The organism is Pseudopedobacter sp. (genome assembly GCF_040392825.1).
Lineage (GTDB): Bacteria > Bacteroidota > Bacteroidia > Sphingobacteriales > Sphingobacteriaceae > Pseudopedobacter.
The window spans coordinates 1-14885 of record NZ_JBEBVH010000082.1 but is presented as its reverse complement, the minus strand read 5'-3'; the positions used below and the strand labels follow the sequence as shown (position 1 = coordinate 14885).

Sequence of the window (14885 nt, the reverse complement as noted above, 5' to 3'; positions counted from 1 at the left end):
ACGTACCTCAATTAATTATTATATTAGCTAAACAAATGAAGTTATCCAGTTATAAAAAAGTATGTTACTCTACAAATTGATTTTTATTAACCACTAAATAAACATGAAAGTTCTCACAAGGAAAAAATTAAAAGCTATGCTGATTCTTGCACTTGTAATTGCCGGATTAACAGGTATTCAGCAGTCTTTATATGCTCAGGCCACAACAGCAGGAATTGATGTAGAAGATCCAAAATCTACAGTAACAAAAAGTATTGATTTCTCAGTTACTCCAGATAAAAGCGATTGGATCTATAAAGTAGGCGAGCAGGCTACGTTCAATATAAAACTCTTTGTAGATGGCAAACCTGTAGAATCTGCAGATTTATCCTATATGATAGGTCCAGAAAAAATGGTTCCAACAAAAAAAGGGCGGGTAACTGTTAAAGATGGATACGCAAAGTTAGAAGCGGGAACAATGGGTGAACCTGGCTTTTTGAGATGTGATGTAAGAGTAAATGTTAAAGGGAAAATTTATAAGGAATTAGCTACTGCAGCTTTTGAACCAGAAAAAATAAAACCGACAGCGGTAACGCCAGCAGATTTCGACCAATATTGGGCAGCAGCAATTAAAAACTCTAAAAGTATTCCTCTGGATTCTAAATTAACTCCTATTCCAGAAAGAAGTAATGACCTGGTAGATGTATATCAGGCAGAATATCATTTATTTAATAATGGTGTACAAAAATTCTATGGAGTATTAAGTGTACCTAAAAAAGAAGGGAAATACCCAGCTATTATACGTTTTCCTGGTGCTGGTTGGTTACCATTAAGTGGAGATCAAAATAATGCAGCTAAAGGATTTATTACGCTGGATTTATATATTCACGGTCGACCAGTAATTAAAGACAAGTCATATTATACAGATTTGCAGGCTAACGAATTAAAGAGCTACCAATATATAGGGGCGTCTAATCGTGATTCTTTTTACTACAAGAATGTGATTTTAGGTTGTGTAAGATCTGTAGATTTTATTTATTCTTTACCAAAGTTCGATGGAAAACATATTGGTGGTTGGGGATCTAGTCAGGGCGGTGCCTTGTCTATTATCACAACTTCATTAGAAAAAAGAATCAATTATTTTGTTGCCTTATGCCCTGCAATGTGTGACTTTACAGGATATTTAAATAACAGGGCTGGCGGATGGCCACATTTTTTTGCCAAACCAGAACTTTACAAGGATAATAAAGAACAGGTAATGAAAGCTTTATCTTATTACGATGTAGTTAATTTTGCAAAGCGCATACAAGTTCCGGGATTTTTCTCGTGGGGATTTAATGATGAGACAACGCCGCCTACGTCATTTTATTCGGCTTATAACTCTGTTAAATCACCTAAACAAGTATTTATAGTTCCTAGCGGGATACATAAAATATATCCTCCGCAAAGAGAGAAAACCTATAGCTGGTTAACCAATAATTTAAGAAATAATTAGTTTTTTGTTTGCTTCTTTTGTTTTTGCCCTGCTGAAAAGTGGGGCAAATCAAGAGAAAAACTTAATGTAAATATGCAGTTTAGTAGCGCAAATAATAAGATTCTGTTTTTAATATGCTTTTCTGTACTGGGATGCAGTCCCCGTAAGCGTAAAGAGGCAATTATCCCCGTAGAACAGAATATCCAATTAGATAAATCAATTTTAGATATCAGTGTTGTTGCAAAAGGATTAAATGTTCCATGGGAAATCACCTGGGGGCCGGATGATAAGATATGGATGACAGAACAGCATGGCGAAATTAGTAAAATAGATCCCAAGACCGGTGAAAAAAAGCGGATATTGGAAATTAAAGAGGTATGGAAAGATAGAACTACAGGCTTATTAGGAATGGCAATTCATCCTAATACCAGAGAGTATCCCTATGTTTTTGTCGATTATACCATAAAAGATAACAAGAAGATATTTTCAAAACTGGTTAGATATACCATACAGCAAGATACCTTAATTAATCCAAAAACATTATTAGTTATACCTGGAAATACCGGACATAATGGTTCCCGATTGGCTATATCGCCTAACGGCAAACTTTTATGGGCTACAGGAGATGCTGCAAACTATAAAAATGCGCAGAATGATGAGAGTTTAAATGGTAAGATATTGCGTTTAAATATAGATGGAACAGTACCGGAAAATAACCCTGTTGAAGGAAGCTATGTGTGGGCCAAAGGGTTTAGGAATATGCAGGGATTGGTGTTTTCTAAAAGAGGTTTTCTCTATACATCTGAACATGGAGATGCTTTAGAAGACGAGGTTAACCTTATTGTAAAAGGGGGAAACTACGGCTGGCCGAATATAGAGGGCATACATGATACAGAAGAAGAGAAGAAATACGCCGAAAAATACAATACGATAGAGCCTTTGCTTTCCTGGACACCAACTATAGCACCTGCAGGAATGACCCATTATGGTAGCAATAACATTCCTGAATGGGAAAACAGCTTACTTTTAACAACGTTGAAAGCAAGAAGCCTTCGCGTATTAAAACTAAATAATGATGGTACAAAGATACTATCGGAAAATATTTTTCTGGAAAACGAATATGGTAGATTAAGAAGTGTTTGTGTTTCGCCGAACGGTGACATCTATGTTTCTACCAGTAACAAAGACTGGAATCCTTACAGTAAACCCGTAGAATTTGATGACAGGATCTTAAAGATAAGCAAAGCCTCCAAAATAACCAGCGAAAAAGTGTCAAAAGGAAAGTTAGCATCAGAAAATAATTCTATAGATAATATAGATCAGCTATATAGTATTTATTGTGGCTCTTGTCATAAAGATGATGGATCTGGGGTACAAGGTAGCTTTCCTGCATTAAAAGGCTCTCCAATAGTGTTGGGAAATAAAGGAGATCTGATAAAGGTATTTTTAAAAGGTAAGAAAACTGAGAATAAACCCGAACAGATGCCAGCTTTCAAATTCCTGAATGATGAGGAAGGTGCTGCTATATTAACATACATCAGAAAGAATTGGGGTAATAATGCTGAGCCAATTCAGGCATCAGAAATTAAAAAATTAAGATAACAAACAATCTAAACCTAAATGGAAATAAAACAAGAATCAAAACTGGTAAAACGGATTAAAGAAATCATCCCAGGTATAATTATAGCAGCGGTCGTTTTTGGCCCTAGCAAAATGACCATTACTTCTAAATTGGGGACAGACTATGGCTATAGTTTGTTATGGATTGTGGTAGTCGCTATTTTCTTCATGACCGTATTTACCAAGATGGCAAGTAGAATAGGTATAGCAAAGAAAGAATCACTTTTAACATTAATTGGGCAAAAATGGGGCAAATGGGCTGCTATTGTCATTGGTGTTGGAATTTTTTTAGTAGCGGCGTCTTTTCAGGCAGGTAATTCAATTGGCGTAGGAATTTCAATAGGAGAAGCTACCGGTACATCGTCAAAGATTTGGGTAATTGTGTTTAATATTATAGGTATTCTGCTACTGTTTTTCAGAGGATTTTATAAAATCCTGGAAAAATTAATGCTGTTGTTAATATTTATGATGCTGCTGTCATTTATAATCACAGTTTTTGTAGTCAATCCAAAGGCAGAAGACATCATACAAGGTTTTGTACCTAGTTTGCCGGAAGGTTCCGTAGGCCTGGTTATTGCATTTATGGCTTCCTGTTTTTCAATTGTAGGAGCATTTTATCAAGCCTATTTAGTACAGGAAAGAAAAAAAACAGGTGTGGAAGATGAACCCGTTATTGATAAAAGTACTACAGGTATGATCATATTAGGCTTAATGAGTGCGATAGTAATGGTCTGTGCTGCAACAGTGCTGCATCCAAAAGGAGTAAAACTAACAAGTGCTATGGATATGGCGAAAGCTTTAGAGCCCTTATTTGGTCATTATGCGTCAATCCTGTTTTTGATAGGCTTGTTCGGAGCCTCCTTTTCTTCAGTAGTAGGTAATGCTTCAGTTGGAGGAACCATGTTAGGAGACGCATTAGGGTATGGAGGCAAATTGCAATCGGCCAAAGTACGTGTTTTGATAGCTATATTAATGATTATAGGCGCGACAATAGCGATAATATTCGGAAAGCTTCCTTTGGAACTGATTGTACTAGCTCAGAGTGTGACTATTTTCTTAGTTCCTTTTATAGGTATCGCTATGTTCCTGGTGGCGAGGGACGAAAAGATTATGGGACAGCATAAAAACAACAGATTCACCAATATATTCGGTGTATTAGGTTTGTTATTACTTACTTTTTTAGCGATAAGCAATGTATACGATTTATTTATAAAATAACATATTATGGAAGATTTAATAGCTTTAGAACAAAAATTAACCAGACCAAGTGCTAAACTTATAGAAGATATAAAAAATATAGATGGCGATATTATGCTGCTGGGTATTGGGGGAAAGATGGGGCCAAGTATGGGAAAACTTGCAGCAGCAGCAGTAAAAGAAGCTGGAATAAGCAAACGTATTATTGGCGTTTCAAGATTTAGCGATGTAAAAGCAAGAGAAGAATTAGAAAAAGCAGGAATTGAAACAATAGCTTGTGATTTGTTAAACGATGAAGAGCTTTCCAAGCTTCCGGAGGTAAAGAATGTTATTTATTTAGCCGGGCATAAATTTGGTACAGTGGGGAACGAAGGGTTCACATGGGCAATGAATGCGTACTTACCTGGGCGAGTATCCGAGAAATTTAAAAACTCAAATATTGTAGCATTTTCCTCTGGTAATGTATTGCCTTTCGTACCTGTAACAGCTGGAGGGGTAAGCGAAGAAGTTACACCAGAACCTATTGGAGAATACGCACAATCTTGTTTAGGTAGAGAGAGAGTATTTGAATATTTTTCTAAAAAAAACAATACCCCAATACTTATATACCGTCTTAACTATGCAGTAGATTTCAGATACGGTGTAATTATGGAAATTGCGAAATCTGTACTGGCAGAAAGACCAATTGACTTAAGAACAGAAAATGTAAATGTTATCTGGCAAGGCGATGCTAACGAAATAGCGATAAGATCTTTACTACATTGTGAAAGTCCGGCAAAGATTTTAAATGTTACCGGACCTGAAACTTTGTCTACAAGATGGGTAGCAGAGGAATTTGGCAGAAAGTTTAATAAAAAGCCAGTTTATCAACATGAAGCAGAAGGAACTGCATTATTAAATAATGCAGCTGAGTGCCATAAGTTATTTGGATATCCGCAAGTAACTATAAAAGAAATTATAGACATTACCGCGATTTGGTTAACTCGAGGTGGAGAAGAATTTGGAAAAGCAACACATTTCCAGGAAAGAGGAGGTAAATTTTAATGAAAAGATTAAGCAAAGAACTTAAACAGCTTTTGGATGAAGGTACTGTATTACCAGCACATCCTTTAGCATTAACAGCAGAAAGAAAGATTGATGAACTTCATCAAAGGCAGTTAACCCGTTATTATATAGAATCTGGAGCAGGAGGCGTTGCCGTAGGAGTACATTCTACTCAGTTTGAAATCAGAGATCCGGAAATCAATCTTTTTTCTACGGTTTTAAAATGGGCTTCAGAAGAAGTTGATAAGGCAAAATTAGACAGACCGTTTATTAAAATAGCGGGTATATGCGGGCCTACTGATCAGGCAAAAGCCGAAGCTAAGATTGCGGTTGATTTAGGATATGACATTGGTTTATTAAGTATGGGAGGTCTGCAGGGGTGGACAGAAGAGCAAATACTGGAACGAGTAAAGGCTGTTGCAGAAATCATCCCTGTATTTGGGTTTTATTTGCAGCCTTCTGTAGGAGGAAGAATTTTTAGTTACGACTTCTGGAGAAAATTTGTTGAAATAGACAATGTAGAGGCAATAAAATGTGCATCGTTCAACAGGTATCAAACGTTGGACGTGATGAGAGCTGTAGCAAATTCTTCCAGAAGGGATAAGATCTCTATGTACACAGGTAATGATGATAATATTGTAGCCGATCTTTTAACAGAATATAAATTCCCTGTTAACGGAGAAATACAAACTGTTGGTTTTAAGGGAGGTTTATTAGGACACTGGGCTGTTTGGACCAACAATGTAGTACGTCTCCTTGAAAGAATAAAAAAATACAGAGCAAATAAAACTGTGGAAGAAGCAGAAGCACTATTGACATTAGGGGTACAAATTACAGATGTAAATGCAGCTTTATTTGATCCGGCTCATGATTTTCATGGATGTATTCCTGGTATTCACGAAGTATTGCGGAAACAAGGACTATTACAGGGAAGATGGTGTCTTAATCCTAAAGAAGAGCTTTCCGATGGCCAACTAGAAGAAATCAATAGAGTATACGAGAATTATCCTCATTTGAACGATGATGAATTCGTACAGGAATTTTTACATAAAGAAAAACAGCCATCTCAGATTATAAATTATTAATAAAAAGAATGAGATTATATTCAGTTTTCCTGCTTATATGTTTAGTAATTAAAATTACAAATATACAGGCCAAAGAATATAAAATAGAAAGTGCCTCTGAATTAGAGGCACTAGTCTTAAAACCTGGAGACAAGGTAATTCTTAAATCTGGGCTTTGGACAGACCAAAAGCTGGTTATAAAAGGCAATGGAACCAAAGAAAAAAATATCATTTTTTCTGGCGAAGGTAACGGAGAAACCATCATATCGAAAGGCTCAACACTTTTAATAAACGGGCAGTACCTTACAGTAGAAAATTTGAAATTTGTAGACACCAATATTCCTAAAGGAAGTGTCGTCTTTATTTCAAAAGCAGCAGAAAACTGTCGCTTTACCAATAGTGTGTTTCTTGAAACAGCAAACAGTTTACTAAGTAAAGATTCTTTTTTTGCCTGGGTAACGATGTATGGCCGTAATAATAGAGTAGACCACTGCTATTTTAAAGGGAAAACTAATAAAGGTTGTACTATCGTTGCAGAAGCGGAAGAAAGGCCTGGCTATAATAGAATAGACCATAATTTCTTTGACTATAGACCAGAGCTGGGTATGAATGGAGGAGAGAGCATCAGAGCGGGGAACTGGAACACTTCTATGTTCTCATCACACATCATTATCGAAGAAAATATCTTTAAAAATTGTAATGGAGAAATAGAAATTATATCTAATAAATCTTGCGATAATATAATAAGAAACAATCTGTTCTATGAAAGTAACGGTACCATTTCTTTAAGGCATGGAAAAAGAGCTACCGTATCAGGAAATATATTTATAGGAAATAAAAAAGAAGGAATGGGAGGGATTAGAGTGACAGGTGATGGACACCGTATTTTTGATAATTATTTTTCTGGTATTATTGGAACAGACTTCTATGCACCTATATCGTTCAGAAATGCCTGGGAAAACCCGCCGTTACATGGATACGATCAGGTGAAAGATTGTGCTGTTTTTTCAAATACATTTATTAATTGTGGTATCCCATTTTATGTTGGAGTAGGAAAAGACGATAAGTCCTTTGTCGTCCCGGTAAGTACCATAATTGCTAATAATTTAATATATGGAAATGAAAAAGCATTAAAGGCAATAGAGTCTGGATACCAATTTGAAATTATTAAGAACCTCGTTTCCAGTTCATCAAAAGAAAACGGTGAAGGATTTATAAAAGAAGATTTACGTTTAAAAAGCAACAATAGATTAGCTTATATCTCGACTTCTTCATCTGTTAAACCCTATGTTTTTAAAAATGCTAAAGAAAACCATTTTGGTTGTAAACTATCAGATGAACTTCACGGAAAATTATTAAATGCAAAACATATAGGTCCATCCTGGTATCCCGTAGAGCATAATTTAGTTATAGTCAATTAATCTTAAAATATATGTCCACTAGAAGAAATATATTAAAAACTCTTGGAGTAACTGTTTTAACAGCAGGAGGTATAGCTCATTCGTCCTACGCTTCAAAAAAAGGGGATATAGCAGTTGGTACGATAAAATTCTTCCCAAATATCAATGCTTTAGTTTCTGAGAAGAAATTGAAGGAGGGAGATATCGTTAAAACGTTAGGGTACCATCAGCCTAACGATGGTGGACATGCAGAATATTTAATTTCTGATAAACAGGATCAGTATGAAGCAGGTATAGCGCTTCAAAATGGTTTATTCGCTTTATTAATTAATGTGTCTGCAGTTAATTACAAAATGTTTGGTACCGTATCTGATGGAGTACATGATGACGGGATAGAGATCAAAAAAGCACATCGATATGCCAATGGTCAAAATCTTCCTGTATTTAATTATACAGGTGAGTTTTGGTTAAAAGAAACTAATTCTATACAAATCAATAATAATGTAGAATGGGGAAATTCTATTTTTCACATAGATGAACAGTTTAATACACCAAAGGCAAACAAGTTCGTTATAGCGAGTAAAAAGCAAAAGGTGAAAAAGGCTTTTTCTGCTCAGGAAAAAGCAAATATTGTGAATAAGTTTAAACCGGGAGTAAGTGTTGTAGAAGAGTTTTCTCCTTTTTCCGGGCACTTGATTTATATAGAAGATGTTAATGATAAGGTAGGATTCAGGTCCGGAGAAAGATTTACCGGACAATCCTGGGCTAAGCAGGAATTTGTATATATTGAAGAACACGGAAAAGTTTTAGGAGAAGTAGCATATATTTTTAAAGACTTCACTACAATCGAAATAATTCCTGTAGATGATACTTATCTTACTGTAAATGGAGGATGTTTTTATCTTTCGGGTAATAGCCACGGAAAAGGGTATACAAAAAATGGTTTTGGAATTGTAAGGTCAAGAACGTTAATAAGCAACCAGGTAATTAGATTAGAAGACGGAAAGAAAGATACTGCACCAAACGCGAGAACAGGATTTTATAATTTTAGCAAAGTTTACGATGTCAAATTAGAAAATATCCGTCTTATTCCGTATGAACAGGATCGGGAAGGAACAGCAAATGATGTTCCCGCAGGTACTTATGGGATATCGGGTGGAAGAATGTTAAATGCAACGTTTAGAAATGTTACTGCTGAAGGCAGCTCGATACATTGGGGAGTTTTTGGGACTAATATGAACAAGAACTTTAAAATAGATGGTTGTCATTTAAACAGGGTCGACGTTCACTTTCATTGTTGGAATCTGTCCATATTAAATTCGAGAATTGGTTATAGAGGAATTTCTATTACCGGAGGAGGAGATCTTATTATTCAGAATACCACTTGCGAAAATCGTTCTTTTATAAATTTCAGAAGAGATTTCGGATCTAAGTGGGATGGAGATATCAAAATATCCAATTGTAAATTTATTCCGGCAGAAAGTGCTTATAATAACATTCTGGATTTCAATCCTGCAGATTTTGATTATAAATATCCGATTGTTTTCGGTAGAACAATTTCGATAGAGAATCTGGTGATCGATTGTGAGAATAATAAATCTAAAGGACCACTTTATTTAATGAGTCTGAGCGGTTTTTCAGAAATGAAACATGGAGAAAGAATCAAATTCCCCAAAAATGTTCAATTCAGAAATGTTATTGTTCATGGCGAAAACAAAGGTGTTCGTATAGTAACACTTTATAATCCGAAAGGATATTATGTAGATGCAAAAGGAAGTTATGATGGTGTTGAATTGAAACCTAACAGTAAAATACTTATTGATAATGTTAGCTTAGAAGATTTTTCAGGATTAAAAGCAGAAGAAAAAAATAACCATATCCTGGTTAAAAATGGCACAAAGGATATAAAGGATAATCATTCTCTGTATCTGCAAATTGAAATAGTGAACTGTCCGTCAATAAAAATGGATATTTCTGGCTTGCCTGCTAAAGTGATAATTAGAAATTCAAATCTATCTGCGTTTAAAAGTAAGCAATTAGGAATAATGAAGGGAGAGATTTACCTATCCGAATGTAAAATTTTACCAGAAGTTACTTCTGAGGAAGAAATAGCTTTAGAACTAGACACTACATTAGCAACTGTTTTTTCCAACTGTACTGTTCATTCTCCTAAGATAACCGGTAAGTTTGTACCATCCTCATTAAAAAGTTATGATTTTATCAAGATAAACGAAAAATTGAGATTTAATCACTCAAATACCATGTTGGGAAAAGATATATTGAGCTTCCTTAAATCACAAGGAAGTAGTCTTAGTCCAAAATTTATATCAATGCTAAAATCGCACTCCGATTTAGAAAATTAATCTAATAAATAATATTGATTGGGTATATATGAAAAATAAAGTTTGTATCATTTTTTTAATGATTTCTGCAATTTCTTTTGCAGTACATTCTCAAGAAAACGCTGTTAATAAACAAGAGTTATGGAAAAGAATAGGTCCTTATTTTTCTGCTCCTTCGGAATTTGCAGGGCAATATGGTAGTTATAAATCTCCGTTGAAGTTTTATAATGGTGACACAGTATTAACCAAGAAAGACTGGCAAAAACGCAGAAATGAAATCTATACCAAGTGGAATGACATGATGGGAAACTGGCCGGCCCTAATCGAAAAACAAAAGATGAAAGTGTTGGAAACTCAGCAAAAAGATGGGTATACACAATACAGAATTAGTTATAAATGGGCGCCAACAGAAGAGACAGAAGCCTATCTTTTAGTACCAAAATTAAATAAAAAGAAGTACCCAGCGGTAGTTACAACTTTTTATGAACCCAAAACTGCTATAGGAGAAGGAAAACCCAATCGGGATTTTGCCCTGCAGTTGGTTAAAAGAGGCTTTGTAACGTTGTCTATTGGTACCACACAGGCCTCTAAAGACCGCACATACTCTATTTATTATCCTTCCAGAGAAAACGCGAAAGTCCAACCATTGTCTATGTTAGCTTATGCAGCAGCAAATTCCTGGTATTTATTGTCTAATTTATCTTACGTAGACAATAAAAGAATAGGAATAATGGGACATTCTTTTGGTGGGAAGTGGGCTATGTTTGGGTCTTGTTTATTTGATAAATTTGCGTGTGCAGTCTGGTCAGATCCTGGTGTAGTATTTGATGAAGATAAAGGTAGTCTGGTGAACTATTGGGAGCCCTGGTATCTGGGGTATTATCCAACACCATGGGAAAACGTTTGGCGTAAAAAAGGCGATATAGAAGGAGCCAAAGGGCTTTATCCTAAATTACTTAAAGAAGGATACGATTTACAAGAGATTATGGCACTAATGGCTCCACGTCCATTTTTAGTTTCGGGAGGAGCCTCAGACCAACCAGTTCGCTGGACAGCACTTAATCATATTACGAAAATAAATAGATTGTTAGGTTTGGAAAACAGAGTTGCTATGCAAAATAGAACGTTACACGAACCTAATGATTATTCGAATGGTATAGCTTATGATTTCTTTGAATATTTTCTGAAATAAGAGCTCTGATTGAGGTATAAAAAATCTGTTAATTTTATTGTATTTTCAATTATTGTTTTAATATGATTAAATTGATTTATTACTAATTATGAACTTTTCCTTTACATAATTGCTTATTTAAATGATCAGTTAAAACAAATTGATGCATTTGTTTTGAAATTTTATAAAATATATATAATTTCGTGTACGTACACGAAAAAATTGTAGGTACTAAATGGAAAATAAACTGAAAATAGTAAACGGAGATATCCTTACCCCGTATAAAATAATTAAAGGAGGAAGTGTGTTGATAGAGAGTGGAAAGATAGTAGAAGTGAGCCAGTCTTATATAGATGCGCCAGGGGCAGAAGTTATAGATGCACAAGGAAATTATGTTTCACCAGGATTTATAGACCTGCATGTTCACGGAGGAGGAGGTTATGATTTTATGGACCGCTCTGTTGAGGCGTTTCTTAATATAGCAGAACTACATGCAAAACACGGTACTACAGCAATGTGTCCAACCACGTTAACCAGCCTGAAAGAAGACTTAATTAAGACCCTGCATGCATATGAAGAAGCTAATAAAATAAATACCCATGGTGCCAGGTTCCTGGGAATGCATATAGAAGGACCTTATTTTTCTATGGAGCAAAGGGGAGCGCAAGATCCAAGGTATATCAGAAAGCCTGATCCTAATGAATATAAAGAAATTCTTCAATGGGCTCATCTAATCAGTAGATGGAGTGCTGCTCCGGAACTTGATGGAGCCATGGAATTTGCTCGTTATTTGAAATCAGTAGGAGTATTACCGGCTATAGCACATACAGACGCAATATACGAAGAAGTACAGGAAGCTTTTGAAAATGGTTATACTTTATTGACACATTTTTATTCTGCAATGTCTGGTGTGACCAGAAGAAATGCTTACAGGTATGCAGGAGTAGTAGAAAGCGGATATTTAATAGACGAACTGGACGTAGAGATTATTGCAGATGGTGTTCATCTGCCTGTGCCTTTACTTCAACTTATTTATAAGATAAAAGGCCCTTCTAGAACTGCTCTAATTACCGATGCAATGAGAGGCGCAGGTATGGGTGAGGGAGAAAGTATTTTAGGTGATTTAAAAGATGGTGTTAAAGTGATTATAGAAGATGGAGTTGCTAAATTGCCGGATAGAACAGCTTTTGCCGGTAGTGTTGCGACTGCGGATAGATTAGTTAGAACAATACATAAAGATGCAGGAATAGGTTTATTGGAAACTATACAAATGATAACCTCTACACCAGCTAGAATAATAGGTTTAGGAGATAAAAAAGGAAGTATAACCATAGGCAAAGATGCAGACATCGTTATATTCGATGAAGACATTAATATTATCAATACGATTATAGAAGGAAAATCAATTTATCAGAATGAAGACTTTGCAGAAAGACTTATTAAAAGTCAGAGTATTTAAGACCAGAGAAGATTTAGGGAAAGATGCTGCCGAACATGTAGCAAATGCAATAAATGAGTTGCTAAAGACAGAAGATTATATCAATATGATTTTTGCTGCTGCTCCATCCCAAAATGATTTTTTTGAACATATAGTACAAAAAGATGTAGATTGGACGAGAATAAATGCATTCCATATGGACGAATATGTGGGATTGGAAGAAGATGCTCCACAAGGATTCGGCAATTTTTTGAAAGATAAGATTTTTTCAAAGGTTAGGTTTAAGACCGTAAACTATATTAATGGGCAGGCGAAAGATCTACAAGAGGAATGTAAACGGTATGAAGATTTATTAATGCAATTCCCGCCACATATTGTTTGTATGGGGATAGGAGAAAATACGCATATCGCTTTTAATGATCCTCACGTAGCAGATTTCAAGGACTCCAAGTTAGTAAAAGTAGTAGATTTAGACGAGGCATGTAGGACACAACAAGTTAATGATGGATGTTTCGTTAAAATTGAAAAAGTACCAGAATATGCGCTTACCTTAACTGTACCTGCTTTAATAAAAGGTGAGAAAATATTTTGTATGGTTCCCGGAAAAACTAAAGCAAATGCTGTTAAGCTAACTTTAACAGAAGAAATAAAACAAATATATCCATCAACTATACTTAGATCTCATAAAGACGCTATTTTATTTATAGATGAAGATAGTTCTTCACTTTTGAATCTGTAATATTAAATACAAGATTTATTATGTAATTTAGTTTCTTATTTTGTATTGACATTTTCTTAGAAAGCAGTAAGTATTAAAAAGATTATTGATGAAGAAAAAGGAAGAAAAAGAATTGGTTGGAGTAAAGGAAATTGCCCGAAGGGCAAATGTTGCTCTCGCTACCGTTGATAGGGTTTTGCACAATAGAAAAGGTGTTTCTCCAAAAACGAAAGCCAAGGTTAATGCAATTATAGAGGAGCTAAATTACAAACCAAATATTCTAGCCCGTAGGTTAGCATCGAAAGAGGTATTAAAATTTGCTGTTTTAATTCCATCTGTATCTGAAGAGACCAACTACTGGGAAGCACCTTTGGAAGGGGTGAAGCAGGCAGAGTCGGAAATTGAAACTTATGGAATAAAAATTGACAAATTCTTTTTTGATCAAAATGACAAAAAATCATTTTTAAAAGAATCAAAGAAAATTACACAATCAAAGTACCATGGTGTTTTATTGGCTCCTATGTTTATAGAAGAATCCGCATCTTTTGTTAAAGAATGTGCCGAAACTAAAACTCCATGTGTATTTATTAACTCCGATTTACCAGATACTTCAAGTTTATGTTATATTGGTCCGGATCTGTATCATGCAGGTGCATTGGCAGCACATTTATGTGGATATTTAATAGGTGAAGAAGACAGTATTTTAATAGTAAATATATCGGAAATAGTTAATCACCGACACTTTTTAAGAAAAGAGCAGGGTTTTAAAGAGTATTATAATAAGCACAAAAAGTTAAATAATATCCAGAGATTAGATATTAAAGACACCGGCTATCAGGCGGTAAGTAGGGAGCTGAAAAAGGCACTTAATGGCAATAAAATTGATTTGGTATTTGTAGCTAATTCAAGGGTTTTTTATGTGGCTGAATTTTTTAAGAAACATAAAATAGAGAATGTCAAGTTAGTGGGTTTCGAGTTTCTTCAGAAAAATGTAGAATATCTAAAGAATGGAATTATCGATTTCTTAATCTGTCAAAAACCAATAGAACAAGGTTATAGAGGTGTAATGGCTCTTTATCAGCATTGTGTTCATAAAACAAAAGTTAAAGAAGTACATCATATGCCAATAGACATTGTTACCAAAGAAAATTACCAGTTTTATACTAACTAATTCTCGTCTCTCTCTGCGTTTATAAAAATAAGTAGATAACTTATTTTATTAATGTAGTTTAGTTTCGTATTTTGCGTTTAACATTTTCTTAATAAGCAGAAAAAGGTATTAAAAGACTATTGATGAAGAAAAAGGAAGAAAAAGAATTGGTTGGAGTAAAAGAAATTGCCAGAAGGGCAAATGTCTCTATAGCTACAGTCGACAGAGTATTGCATAATAGAGTAGGTGTTTCTCCAAAAACCAAAGCCAAAATAAATGCAATTATTG

Annotated in this window: 12 protein-coding genes; all 12 read left to right on the top strand. The window is 34.9% G+C overall.

From position 1 onward, the window contains the following. Positions 1-103 precede the first annotated feature (103 nt). Positions 104-1474 carry an acetylxylan esterase gene (locus ABWO41_RS07840; protein WP_353136024.1) on the top strand — a complete coding sequence of 457 codons (1371 nt, stop codon included), beginning with the start codon at positions 104-106 and terminating at the stop codon, positions 1472-1474. Between the two features lie 72 nt (positions 1475-1546). Then, entirely contained in the window at positions 1547-3055 is a 1509-nt protein-coding gene (locus tag ABWO41_RS07835; RefSeq protein WP_353136021.1) for a PQQ-dependent sugar dehydrogenase, read from the top strand. Positions 3056-3073: 18 nt separating this feature from the next. Further along, on the top strand, positions 3074-4291 hold the full coding sequence (locus tag ABWO41_RS07830; RefSeq protein WP_353136018.1) for an Nramp family divalent metal transporter: 1218 nt from the start codon (positions 3074-3076) through the stop codon (positions 4289-4291). Positions 4292-4297: 6 nt separating this feature from the next. Beyond that, positions 4298-5314, top strand: coding sequence for an epimerase (locus tag ABWO41_RS07825; RefSeq protein WP_353136015.1), 1017 nt, complete (start codon positions 4298-4300; stop codon positions 5312-5314). Then, entirely contained in the window at positions 5314-6399 is a 1086-nt protein-coding gene (locus tag ABWO41_RS07820; RefSeq protein ID WP_353136012.1) for a dihydrodipicolinate synthase family protein, read from the top strand. The genes ABWO41_RS07825 and ABWO41_RS07820 overlap by 1 nt, the downstream gene beginning before the upstream one ends. Positions 6400-6407: 8 nt before the next feature. Continuing rightward, a complete protein-coding gene (locus tag ABWO41_RS07815; protein WP_353136009.1) occupies positions 6408-7799 on the top strand; it encodes a polysaccharide lyase 6 family protein in 1392 nt (463 codons plus the stop codon). 11 nt (positions 7800-7810) lie between these two features. After that, the gene (locus ABWO41_RS07810) at positions 7811-10141 is read left to right on the top strand and encodes a hypothetical protein (protein ID WP_353136006.1); all 2331 of its coding nucleotides are present in this window, start codon (positions 7811-7813) and stop codon (positions 10139-10141) included. A 28-nt stretch (positions 10142-10169) separates the two neighbouring features. Further along, the gene (locus tag ABWO41_RS07805) at positions 10170-11312 is read left to right on the top strand and encodes an alpha/beta hydrolase family protein (RefSeq protein WP_353136003.1); all 1143 of its coding nucleotides are present in this window, start codon (positions 10170-10172) and stop codon (positions 11310-11312) included. Between the two features lie 214 nt (positions 11313-11526). Continuing rightward, a complete protein-coding gene (gene nagA / locus ABWO41_RS07800; protein ID WP_353135999.1) occupies positions 11527-12750 on the top strand; it encodes an N-acetylglucosamine-6-phosphate deacetylase in 1224 nt (407 codons plus the stop codon). Next, positions 12707-13468 carry a glucosamine-6-phosphate deaminase gene (locus ABWO41_RS07795; protein ID WP_353135996.1) on the top strand — a complete coding sequence of 254 codons (762 nt, stop codon included), beginning with the start codon at positions 12707-12709 and terminating at the stop codon, positions 13466-13468. The genes nagA and ABWO41_RS07795 overlap by 44 nt, the downstream gene beginning before the upstream one ends. Positions 13469-13556: 88 nt before the next feature. Beyond that, complete coding sequence (locus tag ABWO41_RS07790; RefSeq protein WP_353135993.1) at positions 13557-14618, top strand: LacI family DNA-binding transcriptional regulator; 1062 nt, start codon at positions 13557-13559, stop codon at positions 14616-14618. Positions 14619-14740: 122 nt separating this feature from the next. Then, positions 14741-14885: LacI family DNA-binding transcriptional regulator (locus ABWO41_RS07785; RefSeq protein ID WP_353136027.1), on the top strand; the 145-nt coding region annotated here is incomplete at its 3' end.

Excerpts from the sequence above, each read along its gene's own strand:
- ABWO41_RS07840 (WP_353136024.1), top strand. The coding sequence starts at position 104 with ATGAAAGTTCTCACAAGGAAAAAATTAAAAGCTATGCTGATTCTTGCA.
- ABWO41_RS07835 (WP_353136021.1), top strand. The coding sequence starts at position 1,547 with ATGCAGTTTAGTAGCGCAAATAATAAGATTCTGTTTTTAATATGCTTT.
- ABWO41_RS07830 (WP_353136018.1), top strand. The coding sequence starts at position 3,074 with ATGGAAATAAAACAAGAATCAAAACTGGTAAAACGGATTAAAGAAATC.
- ABWO41_RS07825 (WP_353136015.1), top strand. The coding sequence starts at position 4,298 with ATGGAAGATTTAATAGCTTTAGAACAAAAATTAACCAGACCAAGTGCT.
- ABWO41_RS07820 (WP_353136012.1), top strand. The coding sequence starts at position 5,314 with ATGAAAAGATTAAGCAAAGAACTTAAACAGCTTTTGGATGAAGGTACT.
- ABWO41_RS07815 (WP_353136009.1), top strand. The coding sequence starts at position 6,408 with ATGAGATTATATTCAGTTTTCCTGCTTATATGTTTAGTAATTAAAATT.
- ABWO41_RS07810 (WP_353136006.1), top strand. The coding sequence starts at position 7,811 with ATGTCCACTAGAAGAAATATATTAAAAACTCTTGGAGTAACTGTTTTA.
- ABWO41_RS07805 (WP_353136003.1), top strand. The coding sequence starts at position 10,170 with ATGAAAAATAAAGTTTGTATCATTTTTTTAATGATTTCTGCAATTTCT.
- nagA (WP_353135999.1), top strand. The coding sequence starts at position 11,527 with ATGGAAAATAAACTGAAAATAGTAAACGGAGATATCCTTACCCCGTAT.
- ABWO41_RS07795 (WP_353135996.1), top strand. The coding sequence starts at position 12,707 with ATGAAGACTTTGCAGAAAGACTTATTAAAAGTCAGAGTATTTAAGACC.
- ABWO41_RS07790 (WP_353135993.1), top strand. The coding sequence starts at position 13,557 with ATGAAGAAAAAGGAAGAAAAAGAATTGGTTGGAGTAAAGGAAATTGCC.